The sequence below is a fragment of the Streptomyces sp. GMY02 genome, assembly GCF_019056675.1.
Taxonomy (GTDB): domain Bacteria; phylum Actinomycetota; class Actinomycetes; order Streptomycetales; family Streptomycetaceae; genus Streptomyces; species Streptomyces odonnellii.
The window spans coordinates 6,762,488-6,785,506 of sequence record NZ_CP077658.1; the positions used below are offsets into that span (position 1 = coordinate 6,762,488).

16 protein-coding genes are annotated in these 23,019 nt (G+C 69.9%); 8 read left to right on the forward strand and 8 right to left on the reverse strand.

Going from position 1 to position 23,019, the window contains the following annotated elements; all coding sequences use genetic code 11:
* Positions 1–3 precede the first annotated feature (3 nt).
* Positions 4–1,026, reverse strand: coding sequence for a phosphotransferase family protein (locus tag KQY30_RS28835; protein WP_217309381.1), 1,023 nt, complete (start codon positions 1,024–1,026; stop codon positions 4–6).
* A gap of 307 nt (positions 1,027–1,333) precedes the next feature.
* Between KQY30_RS28835 and KQY30_RS28840 the strand changes: the two genes are divergently transcribed.
* Positions 1,334–1,831 carry a hypothetical protein gene (locus tag KQY30_RS28840; protein ID WP_367997448.1) on the forward strand — a complete coding sequence of 166 codons (498 nt, stop codon included), beginning with the start codon at positions 1,334–1,336 and terminating at the stop codon, positions 1,829–1,831.
* Between the two features lie 171 nt (positions 1,832–2,002).
* A complete protein-coding gene (locus tag KQY30_RS28845; protein ID WP_217309383.1) occupies positions 2,003–11,155 on the forward strand; it encodes a DNRLRE domain-containing protein in 9,153 nt (3,050 codons plus the stop codon).
* An 81-nt stretch (positions 11,156–11,236) separates the two neighbouring features.
* Here the strand turns inward: KQY30_RS28845 and KQY30_RS28850 are convergent, their stop codons facing one another.
* From KQY30_RS28850 to KQY30_RS28865, 4 genes are all read right to left on the reverse strand, one after another.
* Positions 11,237–12,325 (reverse strand): hypothetical protein, encoded by a 1,089-nt coding sequence (locus KQY30_RS28850; RefSeq protein WP_217309384.1) that lies wholly within the window; start codon positions 12,323–12,325, stop codon positions 11,237–11,239.
* Between the two features lie 74 nt (positions 12,326–12,399).
* The gene (locus KQY30_RS28855; RefSeq protein ID WP_217309386.1) at positions 12,400–12,729 is read right to left on the reverse strand and encodes a DUF202 domain-containing protein; all 330 of its coding nucleotides are present in this window, start codon (positions 12,727–12,729) and stop codon (positions 12,400–12,402) included.
* Complete coding sequence (locus KQY30_RS28860; protein ID WP_217309388.1) at positions 12,729–13,127, reverse strand: YidH family protein; 399 nt, start codon at positions 13,125–13,127, stop codon at positions 12,729–12,731. The genes KQY30_RS28855 and KQY30_RS28860 overlap by 1 nt, the downstream gene beginning before the upstream one ends.
* 10 nt (positions 13,128–13,137) lie before the next feature.
* The gene (locus KQY30_RS28865) at positions 13,138–13,668 is read right to left on the reverse strand and encodes an NUDIX domain-containing protein (RefSeq protein WP_217309390.1); all 531 of its coding nucleotides are present in this window, start codon (positions 13,666–13,668) and stop codon (positions 13,138–13,140) included.
* 107 nt (positions 13,669–13,775) lie between these two features.
* Here KQY30_RS28865 and KQY30_RS28870 point away from each other — a divergent pair, with 107 nt between their 5' ends.
* From KQY30_RS28870 to KQY30_RS28880, 3 genes are all read left to right on the forward strand, one after another.
* Complete coding sequence (locus KQY30_RS28870) at positions 13,776–15,431, forward strand: FAD-binding dehydrogenase (protein ID WP_217309392.1); 1,656 nt, start codon at positions 13,776–13,778, stop codon at positions 15,429–15,431.
* Between the two features lie 314 nt (positions 15,432–15,745).
* Positions 15,746–16,411, forward strand: coding sequence for a molybdopterin-dependent oxidoreductase (locus KQY30_RS28875; RefSeq protein ID WP_217311383.1), 666 nt, complete (start codon positions 15,746–15,748; stop codon positions 16,409–16,411).
* Positions 16,353–17,021, forward strand: coding sequence for a cytochrome b/b6 domain-containing protein (locus KQY30_RS28880; protein WP_217309393.1), 669 nt, complete (start codon positions 16,353–16,355; stop codon positions 17,019–17,021). The genes KQY30_RS28875 and KQY30_RS28880 overlap by 59 nt, the downstream gene beginning before the upstream one ends.
* Before the next feature lie 153 nt (positions 17,022–17,174).
* Here KQY30_RS28880 and KQY30_RS28885 read toward each other — a convergent pair whose 3' ends face one another.
* Both KQY30_RS28885 and KQY30_RS28890 read right to left on the reverse strand, forming a co-directional pair.
* Positions 17,175–18,572 (reverse strand): GntP family permease, encoded by a 1,398-nt coding sequence (locus KQY30_RS28885; RefSeq protein ID WP_217309395.1) that lies wholly within the window; start codon positions 18,570–18,572, stop codon positions 17,175–17,177.
* 56 nt (positions 18,573–18,628) lie between these two features.
* On the reverse strand, positions 18,629–19,138 hold the full coding sequence (locus KQY30_RS28890) for a gluconokinase (RefSeq protein WP_217309397.1): 510 nt from the start codon (positions 19,136–19,138) through the stop codon (positions 18,629–18,631).
* Between the two features lie 143 nt (positions 19,139–19,281).
* On the opposite strand from KQY30_RS28890, the gene KQY30_RS28895 reads away from it, so the two are divergent.
* The 3 genes from KQY30_RS28895 (at position 19,282) to KQY30_RS28905 (ending at position 21,933) form a co-directional block, all read left to right on the forward strand.
* Positions 19,282–19,983 carry a FadR/GntR family transcriptional regulator gene (locus KQY30_RS28895; protein WP_217309399.1) on the forward strand — a complete coding sequence of 234 codons (702 nt, stop codon included), beginning with the start codon at positions 19,282–19,284 and terminating at the stop codon, positions 19,981–19,983.
* A 235-nt stretch (positions 19,984–20,218) separates the two neighbouring features.
* Positions 20,219–21,307 carry an S-(hydroxymethyl)mycothiol dehydrogenase gene (locus KQY30_RS28900; protein ID WP_217309401.1) on the forward strand — a complete coding sequence of 363 codons (1,089 nt, stop codon included), beginning with the start codon at positions 20,219–20,221 and terminating at the stop codon, positions 21,305–21,307.
* Entirely contained in the window at positions 21,304–21,933 is a 630-nt protein-coding gene (locus KQY30_RS28905) for an MBL fold metallo-hydrolase (RefSeq protein WP_217309402.1), read from the forward strand. The genes KQY30_RS28900 and KQY30_RS28905 overlap by 4 nt, the downstream gene beginning before the upstream one ends.
* Here the strand turns inward: KQY30_RS28905 and KQY30_RS28910 are convergent.
* A complete protein-coding gene (locus KQY30_RS28910; protein WP_217309404.1) occupies positions 21,918–22,859 on the reverse strand; it encodes a pseudouridine synthase in 942 nt (313 codons plus the stop codon). The genes KQY30_RS28905 and KQY30_RS28910 overlap by 16 nt on opposite strands.
* Positions 22,860–23,019 lie beyond the last annotated feature (160 nt).

Below are 23,019 nucleotides of genomic sequence, written 5' to 3' on the forward strand. Positions count from 1 at the left end.
GACTCAGCCTTCCTGGAGGGTGGTGAGACCGTGTTGGATGAAGACCGGTACGAGGGCGCCGATCCGGTCGAAGCCGGGCCCCACGGTCCGGCCGAGGGTGTAGCGGTAGTGGATGCCCTCCAGGATCACGGCGAGCTTGAACCAGGCGAAGGCCGTGTACCAGGCGATGGCGGAGGTGTCCCGGCCCGAGCGCTCCGCGTACCGCTCGATCAGCTCGCCCGGCGTCGGGTGTCCCGCGGCGCCCGCCGTCGTACTGACCGGGGAGTCCGCCACCTCCAGGGGCTCGCTGTACATCACCAGCAGCCCCAGATCGGTGAGCGGATCGCCGAGCGTGGACATCTCCCAGTCCAGGACCGCGTTGATCCGGTCGTCCTCGCCCAGCAGTACGTTGTCGAGCCGGTAGTCGCCATGGATCACCGTGGGCGGGGGCGAGGCGGGCAGCGCGCGGCCGAGGGCGGCGTGCAGCTCGCCGATCCCGGCCAGCTCGCGGCCACGGGAGGCGTCGAGCTGCTTGGCCCAGCGGCGGAGCTGCCGGTCGAGAAAGCCCTCGGGCCGCCCGAAGTCACCGAGACCGACCGCCTCCGGGTCGACGGCGTGCAGCTCGACCAGGGTGTCGACGAGCGCGAGGAGAGCGGCGCGGGTGCGCGCGGGCCCGAGCGGGGCGAGCTGTTCGGCCGTACGGTACGCGGTGCCCGCCACCTGCTCCATCAGATAGAAGGGCGCGCCCAGGACCGACTCGTCCTCGCAGAGCAGCAGCGGCTCCGGCACCGGCACGGCCGTCGGGTGGAGCGCCTCGATCACCCGGTACTCGCGTCTCATGTCATGGGCGGTGGCCAGGACATGGCCCAGCGGCGGCCTGCGGACCACCCAGCGCCGGGTGCCGTCCGAGACGGTGTACGTCAGATTCGAACGGCCGCCCTCGATCAGCCGCGCCTCCAGCGGCCCGCTCACCAGCCCGGGGAGCGCGCGGCCGAGATGCGCGCGCAGCCGCTCGGGGTCGAGTCCTGGCGGGGGGACTGGGCTCATCTGCCAACCTCCGGAAGCGAAGACCGTACGGGCCGCACAGCCTGCCGCTAATCATGCCGACCAGTCGGTATGCCGTCCAGTCCCGCTTCGGCACCGTACCGCGCCGGGCTCCGGTGATGGTACGGGCGTGAGCCGCGCTCTCCCCTGAGGGGGAGCGAGCCGCTCTCCCGCAGACGGCAGTCCGCGCGACGGGACCGACGCCGGCGGACGGCCGACGAGCCGAGGTGAAGGGGTGGCGAGAGCCATGGGGGAGCGAATGCCGGAGCCGATGCCTTCCGCCGCGCAGATGCGTGGCTATGTTTCGTCCGTGGTGAGCACTCTGACGGCGCGCAACCGGCTGCCGTTGGACTACACGGTCGCCAGTCTGCGGGTCGTGGACTTCATCATCGAGGGCCTGCGCGGTGGGGGCGCGGCGCTGGGGCAGGTCGCCGAGACCCTGCGCGGTCTCGGCGCGTACGTGGGCGAGGTACTGGTGCGCAGAGCCGGCGCGGTGTGGGTGGACTTCGACGACGACCAGCGGGCCATGTTCGGACAGTCCGTGGGGGTACGACTCCCGGACGGCCGGGTGTGGAACCCGCTGGGCCGTGTGGTGAATCGTTTCGTTGTGGGGCCCGAGGAGTCCTTGGAGACGTTCTATCTACGGCTCCACGGCCGCTCTTCCGGCCCGGGCACGGCCGGGCGGCGCGCGGACCGGAAGGGAACCGGCGACGGTCCGTCAGGCGGTCCGTCGCGCGGCTCGTCGGGCGGTTCGTCAGGCGGTCCCTCCGACGGGCCACCCGTACGGTCGGCCGCATGGTGGCGCTAAGTCGCATTTGGGGTCAATGTTCTGACGCTTGACACGAACCCCTCCCGAACCAGTACAACTCTCCGCTGACGGTGGCCCCCGGCTGCCGATGTGATCCGTCATGTTCCAGCAGGCACCGCGCGTACGCGCGCACAGGGCCTGGTTCCGTATGCCCTCACAAAGGGGAACGCGATGTTCGGACCACCTGTAAGACGTCGGTTGGCGATCTGCGGGGCCCTGGCGGTCCTCGCGGCGGGCACTCCGCAGCCGGCGTTCGCCGCCTCCACGGACCCGGGCGGGATAGCCGCCGGCCTGAGAAGCCTCTTCGGCGTCGACAACGACAAGAGCGGCGCCGAACGCGATGCCGAACCTCCAGGACTGCCCGACTCCGGGGTGGTGAGCAATGAGCGTCTTCCGAAGGGCAGAGCGGCCTCCCCGCCGAAACGGGTGAAGGAACTCAAGGAGAGACGCACAGCCAACGCCCGCTACTGGCAGCTCTCCGACGGCCGGGTGCGGTCGGAGATCTCGGCCCTGCCCACCGACTACGCCGTCGGCAAGGGCTGGAAGCCGATCGACACCACGGTGCGCGGCTCCGACCGGGACGCGTACACCTACGCCAACACCACCAATACCGCCCGCACCTACTTCGGTGAACGCCCCGGCGAACTCGTCCGCTTCGAACTGGACAAGGGCCACTGGGTCGTTCTCGGTGTGAAGCCGGTCGACGGCCTCAAGGGCACCGGGGACTCCAAGGCCACCAAGGGCGCCGGGAAGCTCACACCCCGGGTCGACGGCTCGACCGTCACGTACGAGAACGCCTTCGGCGCCGGCGCGGACCTCACGTACACGGTCGGAAACGGCACCGTCAAAGAGGGCATCGTGCTGTCCGAGCGGCCCGCCGGCACTCCCTCGTACGACTTCACGCTCACCACACACGGCCTGAGCGCCAAGCAGCTCAGGAACGGCTCCATCGCGCTCTACAGCGAGAGCGCGGGAGAACGCCGCCCCGAACTGGTCATCCCCGCGCCGTTCATGACGGATGCCCGGAAGGACAGCTCCTCTCCGTACGGTACGACGGGCACCGACGCCGTACGGCAGAAGCTCACCGGCGGGGACGGGACGTACGCGCTGAGTCTGCGTCCGGATCCCGGCTGGCTGGCGGCGAAGGACCGTACGTACCCCGTCGTGGTCGATCCCACGATCTCGATCTCACCGACCGTCACCCAGTCCCAGGACGTGATGATCTCCTCGGACGGGCCGGACGACAACTACGACGGCCTGTGGCGGCTGTCGGTCGGCAACACCACCACCGGTTCGTCACGCGCCCTGCTCAAGTTCCCGCTCACCGGAGTCCCCGCGGGCACCAGGCTGGACGCCGCGAACCTCCAGCTCTACTACGACCAGACGCACACCACGGACGGCACCGCCGTTCCGCTGGAGGCGCACCGCGCCACCGCCGCCTGGAACGAGTCCACCGCCACCTGGAACACCGCCAAGGACCTCACCGGCGAGCTGTCCGGAACCTCGACCCTCGTGGACGACGGCGACCCAGGGCTGACCGCCGCCAAGGGTGCCTGGCCCGCCTCCACCAACACCGGGCTCACCCCGTACGCGGTCAACAAGGACTATCTGGCCAACAAGGACACGGTCACCGGCGACACCTACACCTGGCAGCCGAAGCTTCCCGAGGACGGCACGTACCGGGTCGACGCCCACTACGTACCGGCCACCGACCGGGCCACCAACGCGCCGTACACCGTCACCTACGACGGGGGTACGAAGACCTACCCCGTCAACCAGGCCGCCGGCACCAACGGTGTGTGGCAGACGCTGGGCAGCCACCCCTTCAAGGCCGGTACGGCCGGCAAGGTCGTCCTCGGTGACACCGCCGACACCACCAAGGCGGTCATCGCGGACGCCGTACGGCTCACCAAGGACGCCACCGTCACCAAGAAGGCCTCCGCCGCCAACACCTGGCACTCCTTCTCGGTGAAGGACACCGTCCAGTCCTGGATCGACGGCACGAACCTCAATCACGGCTTCGTGGTGAAGGCCGCCGACGAGTCCGCGACCGCGCCGAAGGGCGGCCCCCGCTACGAGGCCGCGGAGTACGCGTACAAGGGCGAGGTCGCCAACTACCCGAAGCTGGTGCTGACCTGGGGCCGCCCCGGGACCACCCTGGACGCGCCCGAGATCGTCCACTCCACCGGCGCCGAGCTGAAGTGGTCCCCGTACCGGGATCAGGACCCGGTCGGCACGGGCGACGACATCGTCGAGTACCAGGTGCACCGCAGCGTTTTCCAGACCTTCACCCCGTCGCCGCAGACGCTGGTCTCCCCGGTCGCGTCCACCGACACCGCCTTCACCGACACCACGGCGACCCCGACCCCCGCCGACTCCGTCGACGCGTTCGGCAATGTCTTCTACTACATGGTCGCGGTGAAGACCCGCGACGGTCAGATCGTTCCGGCCCCCACCCGGCTGGTCCGGCTGCCCAAGGCGGGCCGTACGACCGTGGTGCTCCAGGGCAGCGCGGCCGACACCACTCTCTCCTCGGCCCAGCCGACGACCGGCCATGACGCGCTCACCGAGTCCGGCATCGGCCACCCCTGGCTGTCGGTGGGCAACAACTCCGCGACCTACGGCAAGACCCGGGCGCTGCTGAAGTTCCCCGGGCTGGGGCAGATCCCGTCGAGTGCCCGCGTACTGGAGTCCCAGCTCGATCTGTGGGGCACCGTCACCACCACCGGGACCTCCGGCGCCCTCTACGAAGTGCGCGGTCTGAACCGGGACTTCGACGAGGCGACCGCGTCCTGGAACATGGCCGACGCGACCACCGGGTGGACCACTCCGGGCGGCGACACCGGCACCGCGGTCGCCGACACGATCGGTTCCGTCACCAACGACCCGGCGCGGCAGAGCTGGTACGTCACCTCACTCGCGCAGGACTGGGTGCGCGACCCGGCGACCAACAAGGGTCTCGTGGTCAAGCTCAAGGACGAGTCCACGAGCGGCCCGCAGGAGCGCACCATCTTCCTCTCCTCGGAGGCCGAGGAGCCGCAACTGCGTCCGCAGCTCGTCGTCACGTACATCGACAAGTCGACGGAGTCCACGTACTTCGCGCCGTACACCCCGGCGCGGATGATCCCCGGGGACGAGTACACCGTCGATGTCACTCTGACCAACACCACCACCTCGGTGTGGAAGGCCGCCGACCGGGCCCTGTCGTACACCTGGTCACTGCCCGACGGTACGGACGCCACGACCGGCGGCAACCAGATGGAGACGGCGCTCCCGAAGGACGTCCACCCCGGTGACACCGTCACCGTGAAGGCGGCTCTGAAGGCGCCCGTCAATTCCGATTCCGGCAACAAGCGGCTCGACTATGTCCTCAAGTGGGATCTGCGCGACAAGACCGCCGGTACCTGGCTCTCGGCCACCGAATCCATCCCGGCGCTCGCACAGAACGTACGCACCGAGGACCCGACCTCGAACCAGCTCGGTCTGGAGAAGTTCTACTCGTACGCGGGGAAGAACACCGGCGCCGGGTCGTCGCTGGTGACCAACCTGTACGCGGGCAACTCCGTCTGGCAGTACAACGCCTTCAGCAACCCGGGGCGCGGACTGTCGACGTTCGTGCGCTTCGCGTACAACACCCAGGACACCTCCGACACCGTCCTCGGCCACGGCTGGTCGGCCCAGGCCGCCGGGCCGCTCCGGCTCGGTGCCCCGCTGGACTTCCATCCGAATCCGGATCCGCGCGAGGTGACGCTGCCCGACGGCGACGGCACCGAGCACACCTTCCGCAAGCAGGACGACGGAACCTGGAAGGCTCCGGCGGGCGTCCACTATCTGCTCCAGCAGGGCACGGGCGCCGACTGCAAGCCCTCCAGCGACGGTGACCCGAAGGCCTGGTCGATGACCCGGCCGGACCGTACGCAGTTCTTCTTCGACTGCGACGGCTATCTGTCGTCGATCGTCGACAAGAACGGCAACACGCAGACGTACACGTACGCCTCGCGCAAGTCGAACAACAAGCCGGTCAAGTTCCTTCAGTACATCACCGATCCGGCGGGCCGCCAGTCGCTGACGGTCGACTACTACACGAAGTCCGACTCGAACAATCCGAAGATCATCGACCATGTCAAGTCGATGACGGACATCTCCGGGCGGAAACTCACCTTCGAGTACTCCGACAAGGGATTGCTCACCACCCTCACCGACGGTGCGGGGTCGGCCCAGCCGAAGGTCTTCCTCTTCGAGTACGACGCCACGCAGGGCAACAAGAACGTCAAGCTGGTCAAGGCCACCGACCCGCGCTCCAACGCGACCTCGCTCGACTACTACTACCCGAACGAGGGCGACAACCCGAAGTTCCACTGGAACACCCAGACCATCACCGACCGCCTCGGCGGCACCACGGGCTACGTCTACACCGACCCGGACGGCCAGGCGGGCTCGGTCGTCCGCACCCAGGTGACGGACGCCGAGAACAACGCGGCCACCCATGTCCTGGACGGCTACGGGCGTCCCACCGAGATCACCAACGCCAAGTCGGAGACGACAAAGCTCGGCTGGGACGCCGACAACAATGTCACGCGGCTGGAGGAGGCCAACGGGGCGGTCTCGACCTGGTCGTACGACCCGAAGACCGGCTATCCGCTGGAGCAGAAGGACGCCGAGGCCAACAAGAACGGCACGGCCGCGCAGACCTTCACCTACTCCACCGGGCTCAACGGCCATGTCGCGGACCTCTTCCGGAAGAAGTCACCCGAGGGCCGCACCTGGCAGTTCGGTTACGACACCAGGGGCAATCCGACCTCGGTCACCGATCCCAAGGGCGTGGCGACGCCGGCACCCGACGACTACACGTCGAAGTCGGAGTACGACGCATACGGCCTGTTGACCAAGTCGACCGACGCCAACGGCCACGCCACCGTCAACAGCGACTTCCAGCCGACCGGCTATCCGGCGGTGATCACCGACGCGCTGGACAACCCCTCCGCCTTCGCGTACGACGAGCGCGGCAACGTACTTGAGGTCACCAACGCCAAGGGCGCCAAGGTCACCCAGACCTACGACACCTTCGGCCGTCCCCTGGAGAAGAAGGAGCCCGTCAAGCAGGCGGAGAACGACTTCGTCGTCACGCCCGCCCCGGTCTACGACGCCAACGACAACATCACCAAGGTGACGGCGCCCAACGGGACTGTCTCGACCTCGGTGTACGACAAGGCCGATCAGGTCGTCGAAAGCGTCGACCCCGGCGACGAGCCGACCGACCCGGGCCGCAGGACGACGACCACGTTCGACAAGGTCGGCAATGTCCTCACGGTCACCGGGCCGGAGGGCAACCGGACACCCGAGGCCGGCGACTTCACGGCCACCACGCTGTACGACGCGGTCTATCAGCCGATCGAGATGGTGGACGCCCAGGGGAACAAGGCCACGGTGGCGTATGACGCCGTCGGCAATGTCACCAAGGTCGTCGACCCCCGCAAGAACGCCACCGCCGATCCCGACGACTACACCACGAAGTACGAGTACGACCTGAACGGCCGTGTGGTGAAGACGACCGACGCGATCGGCAAGTTCACCTCCGCCCGCTACGACAAGGACGGCCTGACCGTCGGGCAGACGGACGCGGAAGGCAATGAGTCGCTCGCCGTGTACGACGAGCGGGGCACGCTCACCGAGTCCAAGATCCCGCTGGACAAGGACGGTTCCGGCACCGTCAGCCACCGGACCACCAAGTACGAGTACGACCAGGCCGGCAACCGGACGAAGACGATCACTCCGCGCGGCGTCGCCACCACCGGCGATGCCACCGACTTCACCTCGGAGACCGTCTACGACGAGCTGAACCGGGTGAAGGAGGAACGCTCACCGTTCGACACCTCGGACGTCCGCTACAACACCCCGGACTCGACGTTCTACTTCTACGACTCGGTCGGCAATCTGAGTTCCGTCTCCGCACCGCCGTCGGACGGGCAGTCGGTCCGCAACGTCACCGAGTACACCCACTACGACAACGGCTGGACGGAGACCGCGAAGGATCCGTGGGACATCACCACGTCCTACCAGTACAACGACCTCGGTCAGCAGACGAAGAACACGCTGACCTCGGCGGGCGGTTCCCAGCAGCGCACCATGACCTGGGACTACTACCGGTCGGGCAACCAGAAGGCACGCTCCGACGACGGTGTGCCCGTCGGCAGGCAGGTCGTCCTGGTCGACAGCTCGGACTTCAACAACACCGCGATCCAGGGGAACTGGGCCCGTACGCAGGCAGAGCAGCAGTACGGCTACGACACCTATTCGCACCCGGCCGGCACCGGCACCGCATCGTTCACCTGGCAGCTCAACATCCCGCAGGACGGCACGTACGAGGTCTTCGCGCGGCATCCGCGGATGACCGGCGCCGCGAGCGACGCGAAGTTCAAGGTCGACCACGACGGTGGCAGCGCCACGAAGACCGTTGACCAGACCCAGCGGCCGGGCGAGTGGATCTCGCTGGGGTCCTACTCGTTCGTCGAGGACGGTCCGCAGAAGGTCACGCTGACCGACGCAGCCAACGGCACGGTCCTCGCCGACACGGTGAAGCTCGTCCGCTCCAACTCCGCCGAAACGGACAACGAGAAGAAGGACTTCACCTACAAGTACAACGCCAACGGCAACATGGTCGAGGTCCAGGACCGTTCGCCGGGCGCGAAGGCCGACACGTACCGGATCGCGTACGACGGTCTGAACCGGATCAGCAAGGTCGAGGAACTCGACGGCGGCACGGTGAAGAACACCACCGCGATGACCTACGACGAGAACGGCAACCCGCTCACCTCCACCCACGATCTGACCTGGTCGAAGATCGAGTACGACGAGCGGGACCTGGTCAGGAAGGTCACCAACGCGGATTCGCCGACGGCCGGTGATCAGCAGATCTCGACGATGACCTACACCGCCCGCGGGATGCTGCTCAAGCAGACCAAGCCCAACGGCAACACGCTCGACATGACCTACTACCTGGACGGGTCGGTCAGGCGGTCGCTGGAGAGGACGTCCGGCGGAGCGGTGGTCTCCCAGCACGACCTGGAGTACTCGCCCAACGGGCACCGCTCCAAGGATGTGCTCAAGCTGATGAACGCCGACGACAACTCGGCCTACATCAACAACACCTATACCTTTGACTACGACCCGCAGGACCGGATCGCCAAGGTCACCAAGGCGGGTGACAACCCGTCGACCGAGTCGTACACCTACGACCGCAACAGCAACATCACCGAGCAGACGGTGGACAGCGTCACCACGACGCAGCGCTACGACCGCAACCGGCTCCTCTCGGCGACGTCCCAGGGCGTGACATCCACCTACAACTACGACCCGCTCGGCCGTCTCGACACGGTCAGTACCGGTGGCCGGACGGCCGAGAAGTACTACTACGACGGCTTCGACCGTACGGTGAAGGTCCGTGCCGGCTCCGGCGCGGGTGCGCAGACCACCGCGTACCTCTTCGACCCCTTCGACCGGACGGTCTCCCAGACGACCTCCGGCACCGAGGCGAAGACCACGGCGTTCACGTACCTAGGGCTCGACAGCACGCTCCTGCGGGAGACGGTCGACGGCAAGACCGACAAGGACTATCAGTACCTGGCCGGCGGCCGGCGGGCCACACAGATCACGCACAAGGACGGTGGCGCCAGGGAGTACTCGCAGTACGTCACCAGCCCGCGCGGTGACATCGAAGCCATCACGAAGGAGGACGGCAGGACCCGCGCCACATACGGCTACACCGCCTACGGCAGTGCCGACTCGGCGCAGACGACCGGCGCCGACAAGCCGGACAGCGGCGGCGAGACGAGCGCCGGCGCGTACAACGCCTTCCGCTTCAACTCCTCGCGCTGGGACGGCGCGTCGGGAACGTACGACATGGGCTTCCGCAACTACGACCCGGGTCTGAACCGCTTCCTGACCCGTGACTCGTACGGCGGCGCCCTGGCCGACATGTCCCTGGCCACCGACCCGTTCACCGGCAACCGCTACGCCTTCGCCGGCGGCAACCCGATCACCTTCATCGAACTCGACGGCCATCTCTTCGGCCTCTCCCTGTCCGACATCGGCCACGCCACGCTCGACGTGGTGGGCCTGGTCCCGGTGGTCGGCGAGGTCGCGGACGTCGCCAACGGCATCTGGTACGCGGCCGAGGGCAACTACGTCGACGCCGCGCTGTCCATGACCTCGGCGATCCCGCTGGTGGGTTACGGGGCGACGGCCGTCAAGGCCGGCAGATACGCGAAGAAGGGCATCGACGCCGCCGACACGGTCAACGACGCCCGCAAGGCGGCGAACGGCGCCGAGGGCGCCGTCGACGCGGCCAACGACGCGCGCAAGGCGGACGCGCCGACGGCGAAGAAGCCCGAGCAGCCAGATGCGAAGAGCTGCAAGACCAACAGCTTCCTCCCCGGTACGAAGGTCGTCCTCGCGGACGGCAGCGCACAGAACATCGAGTCGCTGGACGTCGGCGACCAGGTGGTGGCCACCGACCCGGAGACCGGTGACACCCGTGCCCGGACGGTCACCGCCACCCGCGACCACGCCGGGGCCAAGGATCTCGTCACCTTGACGGTCGGATCCGACCACGGGGACGGCGAGGCGGCACAGCTCAAGCTGACCTCGACCGCGGCACACCTGTACTGGCTGCCGGACTTCGGCAGGTGGGCCGAGGCCGGCGATCTGAAGCCCGGCATGTGGCTGCGGACGGCAGCCGGCACCTGGGTCCAGATCACCGCGGTCGACACCGCGCACCGTACGGCCCGCGTCTACAACCTCTCCGTCGAGGGCGTCCACACGTACTACGTGGGGACGGGTCACACCGCGGTCCTGGTCCACAACTGCGGCTACGAGAACGAGGCGATCGCGGCTCAGAAGCGGGCCGACGATCTGAAGCAGCAGTGGGGCAAGGGGCACGGCTGGTCGACGGTCGCCGTGGTCGGAGTGCGCCACAAGAAGACGGGGGACATCGTCCACAAGGTCTCACTGGCCGGTGGCAAGGACATCAGCGCGGTCGGCCAGAACGTCCTCCAGAACGGCGAGGACTTCATCCAGGGATCGACAGTTCCGGGCAGGCTCACCAAGGACGGCAACCAGGCGTTCGAGCACGCCGAGGAGGCCGTCTTCAACTGGGTCAAGAGCAACCCCGACTACGAGGTCATCTACGGCGGGACATCGAGGAACGTGTGCAAGGGGATCTGCGCGCCGCTGGTCCAGAAGACGCTGAACCTGGGCGGGAAGCCGTTCCGGGGAGCCAGTGACAAGACACGGTTCAGGATGTTCTGGCTCACCACGCGGTACTAGGAGCACGCATCACGGACGTGGTGGACGTCCACGCGTGAACGCGGCCCGCCGGCTCCGGTCGGCGGGCCGCTTCGCGTCCGGTCAGTCCTCGTCGGCAGGCCGCCACAGGTGCAGGGCCCCACGGTCTTCCGAGACCGTGAACCAGGTGCCGTCGCCCGCGGAGCGGGGCGGCCCGGAGACGGGGAAGGGGTACGAGACTTCGCCGCGCAGGGTCATCCCTCGCGTGTCGATGCTCCAGTGGCGGACCGTGCCGTACCGGGCGTCGCACTCGGAGGTGCCGGCGATGACGGTGTCATCGTCGATGAAGGCGCCTTCGTAGTCCCAGTACACGCGGTCCTCGCCCGTGCTTGCCGGGTGTGCCGGCACAGTGCCCTGGGCGTCCAGTTTCCGCAGGACCGAGCGGTCCTCCGCCCGGTGCAGGCAGAGGGACCACTGCCCGAGGTCAACGGTGAGGAGGCGCCCGCCGGAGGGGCTCACCCCCAGCAGAAGCCGCTCGATGCCGATCTGCTCGGCGGTCAGACGCTGCCCGTCCCACCGTCCCCACAGGGCGGGCGAGTCCTCCTCGCCCTCGCCGATGCTCAGTCCCATCCGCGCCGGGTCGGGGTGCGGCGTGTGGTACGAGACGGAGGCCACGGTCCCGGTTTCGGCGCGCCCCAGGACTCTGCCGTCGTCGGCGTCCAGGACGAGCCACAGCTCCTGGTCGTCCTCGTCCGGCTCGTTGTCGTCACTCAGGGGACCGCGGACGTGGGCCCAGACGAGCTTGCCGTCGGCGGACGCGGCGGCCGATCCGCTGTCCGGATACCGGTGGTCCTCGTCGTCGTCGGCATACTCCGCGAACGACGTGTGTGTCAGCGGGCACGCGCCGCCCCAGCAGCCGTGCCGTACCTCCCACCGAGTTGCTCCGGTCGCTTCCACGGCGCGTACCGCGTGTACACCGGCGAAGACGGCCACATCACCCGTGGGAGAGACCGTCACCGAGCCGTACCGGCGGGGCCACGGCGCGGTGAAGCGGACCTCCGTTCCCTCCCGGTCCAGGTCGAGAACCACCAGTTCGGTGTCACCGCGTTGCACGAGAAACCTGCGTCCCGGCCAGTGCAGCACGTGCGGAGCGTCCGCGGACGCCGGGTCCAGCGGTGCGGCGACGGTGGCCACAAGACGAGCGACAGTCACGGAGTCCTCCAGCGCGAGACACGATCCTGAACGCGACCACCGTACGCGGGGCTCCGAAGCCGGTGCGGTCGGCGTCAGAGCATCACCATGACCGCGCAGGCCGCAAGCAGTACGGTGCAGACCGCCGTCGCGGTCGCCGTGTGGGCCGGGAGTGCCGGGGGGCTGGCCGTCGTCAGGGTCTGTGCGCGGCGGTGGGCCACGGTCAGGAAGCTCAGCCAGACCAGTGCGGTCAGCGCGACGGCTGCCAGGGCCACGGCCGAGTTGTCCTGGACCGCCTGGCGGACCGCCAGTACCGCCACCACCGTGCAGGCCAGGGTGGTACGCCGCCAGGCCAGCCGGGTGCGCTCCGGCTGGAGCCCCGGGTCCCGGTCATGGCTGTGCTCCCGGTCCGTGCCCTCCGCCATCAGCCGCTCCGGCCCAGGCCCAGTACCACGACGACCACCATCGCCACGGCGACCAGCCCCACCGCCAGCGCCAGCAGTGTCGGGAAGCCGGACACCGGAAGGTCCTCGCCGCGGCGCATCGCGCGCTCGCAGCGCACCCAGTGGTTGACCGCCCGCAGCGCGCACAGCGCACCGGCCGCCAGCAGCGCCACCGCGAGCCCGACCCGTACGCCCCAGCGCAGGTCCGGCAGGAACTGGTCGACCGCGAAACCGCCGCCCACCAGCGCCAGCGCCGTCCTTATCCAGGCCAGGAAGGTGCGCTCGTTGGCCAGCGAGAACCGGTAGTCCGGGGTCTCGCCCTCGTCGCCGATACGCCCGGGAGCGAACCACAGCCGCAGGGTCCGCGCGAAGTCGCTCACCCGCCGCACCCTACGCGTGCGGGGCACGGGCGGAGCGGAAGGCTCTCAGCCGCTCGTACGCCGCGAGCCCGTCCGGCACCCATGCCCACTCGTCGAGCCGCCGCTCCAGCTCCACCTCCGGCAGGAAGGCGTGCCAGGCGATCTCCTCGGCCTGCGGGTTCACCGGCTGCGGGCAGCGGACCTCGTACACATACGCGCTCTCCCGGAAGGACCCGTCCTCGGCGTCGTACCGGAACGGGAACAGCGGTACGGGAGTGCCCAGGCCCGACACCCCCAGCTCCTCCTCGGCCTCCCGCAGCGCCGCCTCGTCGTAGCTCTCGCCCGAGCCCACGACACCGCCCACGAACATGTCGTACAGGGAAGGAAAGGCGAGTTTCTCCGCGGTCCTGCGGTGTACGAACACCCGGTCCTCCGCGTCCCGTACGAAGACGAACACACAGCGGTGGAGCAGGCCCTTCGCGTAGATCTCGCCGCGCGGCGCGCGCCCGACCACACGGTCGTCCTCGTCGACGATGTCCAGGATCTCGTCAGCAGCGCTCATGGGCTCCATCCAACCCCATCCGAACGGTTGACGCGTTACTCGCGCGTACGGAGGATCGGACCACCCACTCGCCCCCGAAGCCTCCTGCCCGGCAAAGGACGGAAACCATGGCCTACGACGCTGATGTGATCGTGATCGGGGCGGGCCTCGCGGGCCTGGTCGCCACCGCCGAACTCGCCGCCGCCGGCCGGTCCGTCATCGTCCTCGACCAGGAGCCCGAGCAGTCGCTCGGCGGCCAGGCGCACTGGTCGTTCGGCGGGCTGTTCCTCGTGGACTCGCCCGAGCAGCGCCGCCTCCGGATCAGGGACAGCCGCGAACTGGCCCTCCAGGACTGGCTGGGCACCGCCGGCTTCGACCGCCCCGAGGACCGCTGGCCGCGCGCCTGGGCCGAGGCGTACGTCGACTTCGCCGCGGGCGAGAAGCGGGACTGGCTCCACCGGCAGGGCGTACGGTTCTTCCCGGTCGTCGGCTGGGCCGAGCGCGGCGGGTACGACGCCACCGGGCACGGCAATTCCGTACCGCGCTTCCACATCACCTGGGGCACCGGGCCCGCGGTGGTCGCGCCCTTCGAGCGGCGGGTGCGCGAGGGGGTCGCCAAAGGGCTGGTGACCCTCCGGTTCCGGCACCGGGTCACCGGCCTCGCCGCCACGGCGGGCGCCGTCGACACCGTGACCGGCGAGATCCTGGAGCCGAGCGCCGCCGAACGCGGCACCGCGAGCAGCCGTGTGGTGACCGGGACCTTCGAACTGCGGGCGCAGGCCGTGATCGTGACCTCCGGCGGTATCGGCGGCAACCACGACCTGGTGCGCGCCCAGTGGCCCGAGCGGCTCGGCACCCCGCCCCGCAGGATGCTCTCCGGGGTGCCCGCGCATGTGGACGGGCTGATGCTCGGCATCACGGAGGCGGCCGGCGCGCACCACATCAACCGCGACCGGATGTGGCACTACACCGAGGGCATCGAGAACTGGAACCCCATCTGGGCCCGGCACGGCATCCGTATCCTGCCCGGACCGTCCTCGCTCTGGCTGGACGCGACCGGGCGGCGGCTGCCCGTACCGCTCTTCCCCGGCTTCGACACCCTCGGCACGCTGGAGCACATCACGCGCTCCGGCCACGACCACACCTGGTTCGTCCTCGACCAGCGCATCATCCGCAAGGAGTTCGCGCTCTCGGGATCCGAGCAGAACCCCGATCTGACCGGCAAGTCGGTGCGCGGGGTCTTCGGGCGGGTACGCGCCGAAGTGCCGGGCCCGGTCAAGGCGTTCATGGACAACGGCGCGGACTTCGTCGTCGAACGCGATCTGGCGGCGCTGGTACGGGGGATGAACGCGCTCACGGGAGAGCCGCTGATCGACGAGGACCGGCTGCGCGACGAGATCACCGCGCGCGACCGGGAGGTCTCCCACCCCTTCACCAAGGACCTCCAGATCACCGCGATCCGGGGCGCCCGCGGCTATCTCGGCGACCGGCTGACCCGTACGGTTCCGCCGCACCGGATTCTCGACCCGGCGGCCGGGCCGCTGATCGCCGTACGGCTGAACATCCTGACCCGCAAGTCGCTCGGCGGCCTGGAGACCGACCTGTCCTCGCGCGTCCTGACCGCGGGGGGCGAGCCGCTGCCGGGGGTGTACGCGGCGGGCGAGGCGGCCGGGTTCGGCGGCGGCGGTGTCCATGGCTACCGCTCGCTCGAAGGGACCTTCCTCGGCGGTTGCCTTTTCTCGGGGCGTACGGCGGGCCGCGCGGCGGCGGAAGCGGTCGGCTGACACCGGCCCGCGGGCCGGGCCGGTGTCAGGCCAGGCCACCGGCCGGCCGGAGCCCGTGTCCCGCCTTGTCCCGCGCCTTGCCTTGTCCCGTGCCCCTGCCCGGCTTTGTCCCGCGCCTCCGCCCGGCCTTCTGCCGCGCCCCTGCCCGGCCCTGTTCCGTCCCGTCCGTGGTTCTGACTCCGTGGTTCTGACGAAAGTCTGACGGATGTCCGCGGCCCCTGGATTCCCGGCGCCGCGGGTGTTCTCCTCGATGGGTGAACCCTCAACAGAGCGAGCCCGAGGGCGCGCCCGTGGGCCGCCGCGTGGTGCTCTCCATGCTCGGCCTGGGCGCGGCGGGGCTTGTCGCGGCGCCCCAGCTCCAGCGCGGATTCGAGGCCTTCCTCGGCTCGGCCGCCGACAAGGACCCGACCGGTCTGACCGGACTGCTGCCCAACGGCGGCGGCTTCCGCTACTACTCCGTCACCGCCTCCGTGCCCCGCAAGGGCCCGGACACCTACCGGCTGACGGTCGGCGGACTGGTCGACCGGCCCGCCACGTACACCCTCGACGCGCTGCGGGACCTGCCGCAGACCCGGATCGTGCGCGACGTGCAGTGCGTGACCGGCTGGCGCGTGCCGCACACCCCCTTCGAGGGCGTACGGCTCTCGGACCTCCTCGACGCGGCCGGGGTGCGGCCGGAGGCCAAGGCGGTCCGCTTCACCTGCTTCGACGGCGCGTACAGCGAGAGCCTGACGCTCCAGCAGGCCCGCCGCGCCGATGTGATGGTGGCGCTGAAGATGCAGGACAAGGAGATCGGGCACGCGCACGGCGGCCCGGTCCGGCTCTATGTGGCGCCGATGTACTTCTACAAGTCGGCGAAATGGCTCTCCGGGATCTCCGTCACCGACGGCGTACAGCCCGGCTACTGGGAGGAGCGCGGCTATGACGTCGACGCCTGGGTCGGCAGGTCCAACGGCCGCGAGGACACCCCCACCGTCTGACGCGGGCGGTGCCGCCGCGCGGGTACGGCGTTTCGGCCCGGCCCAGCGCTGGGTGCACCGTACGACCGGGGCCCTGATGCTGGTGTGCGTGGCGAGCGCGGCCTGTCTGTATCTGCCCCAGCTCGCCGAACTCGTCGGCCGGCGCCTGCTCGTGGTCACCGTCCACGAGTGGTCGGGGCTGCTGCTGCCGGTGCCCGTGCTCGTCGGCCTCGTCTCCCGGGCCTTCCGCGCCGATCTGGGCCGGCTGAACCGCTTCCTGCCGTACGACAAGGAGTGGCTGCGCGCCGCACTGCGGCGCGACCCGCGACCCGTGTCCCGGCCGTCCGGGAAGTTCAACGCGGGGCAGAAGCTGTACGCGGCCTGGATCGCGGGGGCGGTACTGGTGATGCTCGGCACCGGGCTGCTGATGTGGTTCACCGGGCTCGCCCCGGTCATGTGGCGTACGAGCGCCACCTTCATCCATGACTGGCTGGCCCTGGCCATCGGTGTCGTCCTCGCCGGGCACATCGGCATGGCGTACGGGGACCCCGAGGCCCGGCGCGGGATGCGGACCGGGTCGGTGGACCGGGCGTGGGCGGAGCGGGAGCACCGTCACTGGAAAGGTGACTGAGCCCGGCGCGCCCCGCCCCGCCTGTGTCTTCCGTGCGGACGGCCGACCCGTACGGGAGGCACGGGCGGGGCGGGCAGCCGACCCGTACGGGCAGCCGACCCGTAACGACAACCGCCCCGTAACGACAGTCGGCTCAAAGAGCAGCGGCGCTCGCTACAACACCAGCGACAGCAGCAGCACGCAGCCCAGACCGACCACCGAGATCAGGGTCTCCATCACCGACCAGGTCTTGATCGTCTGACCGACGTTCATCCCGAAGTACTCCTTCACCAGCCAGAACCCCGCGTCGTTGACATGGCTGAAGAAGAGCGAGCCCGCCCCGATCGCCAGCACCAGCAGCGCGGCATGGGTGCTGGTCATGTCCGCGGCCAGCGGCGCCACCAGCCCGGCCGCCGAAATCGTCGCCACCGTCGCCGAGCCGGTCGCCAGCCTGATCGCCACCGCGATCAGCCAGGCCAGCAGCAGGGCCGGGATCGACCAGTCCTTGGAGATGTCCAGGACCATCTGGCCCACCCCCGAGTCGATCAGAGTCTGCTTGAAGCCGCCGCCCGCGCCGACGATCATCAGCACACCCGCGATCGGCGCGAGCGACTTCTCGACGGTCGAGGCGATCCGGTCCTTGGTGAACCCGGCCGCGCGCCCCAGCGTGAAGAGCCCGACGAGTACGGCGGCGAGCAGCGCGATCAGCGGTGAACCGACGACGTCCGCGACCCGCTGGACCGTGTTCTCCGGGTCGTCCACGACGATGTCCACCAGCGCCTTGCCCAGCATCAGCACCACCGGCAGCAGTACCGTGGCGACGGTCGCGGCGAAGCTCGGCCGCCGCTCCAGCTTCTCGGAGGTGCGCTGCGGCACCATCCGGTCGGGGGCCGGGATGTCCACCCAGTGCGCCGCGTAGCGGGAGAAGAGCGGCCCCGCGATGATCACCGTCGGAATGGCCACGACCACGCCCAGCGCCAGGGTGACCCCCAGATTGGCGCCGATCGCGTCGATCGCGACGAGCGGCCCGGGGTGCGGCGGGATCAGACCGTGCATCACGGAGAGCCCGGCCAGTGCCGGGATGCCGATCCGCATCAGCGAGTAGTTGCCGCGCTTGGCGACCAGCAGCACCACCGGGATCAGCAGCACGATGCCGACCTCGAAGAAGAGCGGCAGCCCGATGACCGAGGCGATGAGGACCATCGCCCAGGGCATTGCGCGCCCGCCCGCCTTCGCGAGGATCGTGTCGACGATCTGGTCCGCGCCGCCGGAGTCGGCGAGCAGCTTGCCGAGGATGGCGCCGAGCGCGATCAGCACTCCGACGCCCGCGACGGTGGAGCCGAGACCGGCGGTGAAGCTGGCTATGGCCTTGTCCAGCGGGGCGCCCGCGAAGGCGCCGAGCGCCAGCGAGCCGATGGTCAGGGCCAGAAAGGCATGGAGCTTGGCGACGGTGATGAGCAGGACGATGACGGCGATACCGGCGAGCACGGCCACGCCGAGCTGGGCGTTGCCCGCCGAGGTGATCGGCTCGACGGTGTCCGCTGCCAGCGTCTCGACACTGAGACTGGTCACGGGGGGATTCCTTCGATTCGTGGATGCGGCTGGGGATCGTTGATGCCGCTGGGGATTCAGTCCGTGAGCCGGCGCAGCGCGGCGACGGCCCGTGCGGTGATTTCTTGGGGGGTACCTGACACATCGACGCTGACGCCCGACTCGTCGGGCTCCAGGTTCTCCAGGGCCGCGAACTGCGAGTCCAGCAGCGCCGGAGGCATGAAGTGCCCCTTGCGCTCCGCCATCCGCCGCCCGATCAGGGCCCGGTCTCCGGTGAGATGCAGAAAGACCGCCCCGGGCGCGGCGGCCCGCAGCCGGTCGCGGTAGGAGCGCTTGAGCGCGGAGCTGCTCACCACACCGCCGAGCCCGGCCCGGCCGTGCGCCCAGCGTCCGATCGCGTCGAGCCAGGGCCACCGGTCCGCGTCCTCCAGCGGAATGCCGGCGGACATCTTGGCGATGTTCGCGGGCGGGTGGAAGTCGTCGCCCTCGGCGTACGGGACGCCCAGTGCGGCGGCGAGCAGGGGCCCGACGGTGGTCTTGCCGGTCCCTGCCACGCCCATCACCACGACGACGTGGGGGGTGCTCATTGCCATGCCTCGCTGTCTCTCGGCCTGTCCTCTTCGACTGCGGCCTTCGCGCCAATGAAACGCATTAGGTACGACGTATTCAAGAGGCTGTGATGTAAACGTCGTACTTTTTACCGCCGGGCTGTGACCCGTAGGCTTGGCCCATGACCACAGAAGGCCGGGGCCTGCATACCCGTGTGCTGGACGCTCTCGGCCTCGCCATCACCGCCGGCGAGTACCCCGCCGGAAGCGTGGTCCGTACCGACGAGGTCGCCCAGCGCTTCGATGTCTCGCGCACCGTCGTCCGCGAAGTGGTCCGTGTCCTCGAATCGATGCACCTCGTCGAGTCCCGGCGCCGGGTCGGCGTGACCGTACGCCAGGCCGAGGAGTGGAACGTCTACGATCCGCGGGTCATCCGCTGGCGCCTCGCGGGCGCCGACCGGCCCCGCCAGCTCCGCTCGCTGACGGTGCTGCGCTCCGCGGTCGAACCGGTCGCGGCCGGGCTGGCCGCCCGTAACGCCACGCCCGAGCAGTGCGCCGCCCTCACCGAGCAGGCGCTCGGCATGGTCGCCACCTCGCGGGGGCGCCGGCTGGAGGAGTACCTCGTCCACGACATCGCCTTCCACCGGGTGGTGCTGAACGCGTCGGGCAACGAGATGTTCGCGCGGCTCGGCGATGTGGTCGCCGAGATCCTCACCGGCCGTACCCGCCACCAGGTGATGTTCGACGACCCGGACCCCGCGGCCGTCACCCTGCATGTGGGGGTCGCCGAGGCGGTACGCGAAGGCGACGCGGCCCGTGCCGAGGAACTCACCCGGGAGATCGCCGTCGGCGCACTCCAGGAACTCGACGTCCTGGCGCCCTGACCACCGACGGCGTGTCCCTGACGGGACGGCATACCCCTGACCGCCGACGGCATGTCCTTGACCGGACGGCATGCCGCTGACCGGACATCGCGGCCCCCGCACCGAGGTCCTGACGCCCGACCGGATCGTCCTGACGCCCCGTCGTCCGGCGCCGGTGGCCAGCGGTACCCGCCCGCGCACGCGATAGTGGTGGAGAAGGATTCCGTCCCACAGGTGAGGAAAGGCAGGTCCTGGCATGGCGCAGCAGGTGCGAGGGGTCATCGCCCCCGGCAAGAACGAGCCGGTACGGGTCGAGACGATCGTCGTACCCGACCCCGGCCCCGGCGAGGCCGTGGTGACGGTGCAGGCGTGCGGTGTGTGCCACACCGACCTGCACTACAAGCAGGGCGGGATCAACGACGACTTCCCCTTCCTCCTCGGCCATGAGGCCGCGGGCGTGGTGGAGTCGGTCGGCGAGGGCGTCACGGAGGTCGCGCCCGGCGACTTCGTCATTCTCAACTGGCGTGCGGTGTGCGGCGCTTGTCGCGCCTGTCTGCGCGGCCGGCCCCAGTACTGCTTCAACACCCACAACGCCCGGCAGAAGATGACCCTGACGGACGGTACGGAACTGTCCCCGGCCCTCGGTATCGGCGCCTTCGCCGAGAAGACCCTGGTCGCCGCCGGCCAGTGCACCAAGGTCGACCCGGCCGTCTCCCCGGCCGTCGCGGGCCTGCTCGGCTGCGGTGTGATGGCCGGCATCGGCGCCGCGATCAACACCGGCGGGGTGACCCGCGGCGACTCCGTCGCGGTCATCGGCTGCGGCGGGGTGGGCGACGCGGCGATCGTCGGCGCGCGTCTCGCGGGCGCGGCCCGGATCATCGCCCTCGACGTCGACGACCGCAAGCTGGAGACTGCGAAGTCGATGGGCGCCACCCACACCGTCAACCCCCGCTCCACCGACCCGGTCGAGGCGATCCGCGAACTGACCGGCGGGTTCGGCGCGGATGTCGTCATCGAGGCGGTCGGCCGTCCCGAGACCTACGAACAGGCCTTCTACGCCCGTGACCTGGCCGGCACCGTCGTTCTCGTCGGCGTCCCCACGCCCGAGATGAAGCTCGAACTCCCGCTGCTGGACGTCTTCGCACGCGGCGGCTCCCTCAAGTCCTCCTGGTACGGCGACTGTCTGCCCTCCCGTGACTTCCCGATGCTGATCGACCTGCACCAGCAGGGCCGTATCGACCTCGCCGCCTTTGTCACCGAGACCATCGGACTCGGCGATGTGGAGAAGGCGTTCGCCCGGATGCACGAGGGCGATGTGCTGCGTTCGGTGGTGGTGTTCCAGTGAGCGTCCGTATCGACCGGCTCATCACCTCGGGCACCTTCTCGCTCGACGGCGGCACCTGGGACGTCGACAACAACGTCTGGATCGTCGGCGACGACTCCGAGGCCATCGTCATCGACGCCGCGCACGACGCCGCCGCCATCGAGGAGGCGCTGGGCGGCCGTACGCTGCGCGCGATCGTCTGCACGCACGCGCACAACGACCACATCGGAGCGGCCCCGGCGCTCGCCGCCGCCACCGGCGCGCCCGTCCTGCTGCACCACGACGATCTGCCGCTCTGGAAGCAGACCTACCCGGAGCAGGTCCCGGACGGCGAACTCACCGACGGCGGGACCCTTTCGGTCGGCGGCACCACCCTGACCGTGCTGCACACCCCGGGGCACGCGCCGGGCGCGGTCTGCCTCCACGCGCCCGAGCTGTCCACGGTCTTCACCGGGGACACCCTGTTCCAGGGCGGTCCTGGCGCCACCGGCCGGTCGTTCTCGCACTTCCCGACCATCATCGACTCGATCCGCGACCGGCTGCTCGGCCTGCCGCCGGAGACGGTCGTACGGACCGGCCACGGCGACACGACGACCATCGGCGCCGAGGCGCCCCATCTGGAGGAATGGATTCAGCGCGGCCACTGAGCGGGCCGCAGAAGCCGCAAGCGGCTTTCGAAGCGGTACGGCCCGCCCGTCACCGGATCCGTGAACTCCAGGGTCTTTGCGAGCAGTTGGAGGGGCCGGGCATAGTCGTCCGGCCCCTCCTCCCGTACCACCGGATAGAGCGGGTCGTTCAGCAGCGGCAGCCCCAGCGCGTTCATATGGACCCGCAACTGATGGGTACGGCCGGTCGCAGGGGAGAGCCGGTACCGGCCGAACCCGCCGTGGTGCTCCAGCAGTTCGATCCGGCTCTCGCTGTTCGGCTCGCCCGGCACCTCCCGCGCGGTCAGCACCCCGCGCTCCTTCTCGATCCGGCTGCGCACCGTGACGGGCAGCGCCACCGCCGGATCGTACGGCGCCACCGCCTCGTACCCCTTCCGTACCAGCCGGTCCCGGAACAGCGTCTGGTACGCGCCCCGGTCCTCCGTCCGTACGACAAAGAGCGCCAGCCCCGCCGTCAGCCGGTCGAGCCGGTGCGCGGGCTGGAGCGCGGGCAGCCCCAGCTCCCGCCGCAGCCTGGCCAGCGCGGTGTCGGTGACATGGCTGCCACGCGGTGTGGTGGCGAGGAAGTGCGGCTTGTCGACGACGACGATCCGCTCGTCCCGGTGCACGATCCCGATCTCGGACGGCACCCGCTCCTCGGCGGCGAATTCCCGGTGGAACCAGAGATAACGCCCGGCCGTGTACGGTTCGGCCCCCGCCACCGGTCCGTCCACCCCGACGAACCGCCCCGCCCGCAGTATCGCGTCGACCCGCTCCACCCCGATGGCGCGCCCGAACCGCGCGACGAGATGATCCCGTACGGTCGCCCACTCCCCGCCGGGATCCGCCGGCAGCCGCACCCGTACCGGATCCACCCCGTCCCGCTGCCCCAACGGCGCCTCCGGCACGCTCCGCCGTCTCCGCCCCACTGCCCTCGCGCCTTCTCCCCGTCGTCCTGCCCGGTGCCGTCCCGCCCGCGCACTCTACCGACGCCGGGCAGGCATCCCCCGTACCCCGTTCGGCCCCCGGCGGCGGTGGGCGGGGCGGGATGAGAGCGGTTCCCGGGCGGGGGCGTGCGCATGATGGGGT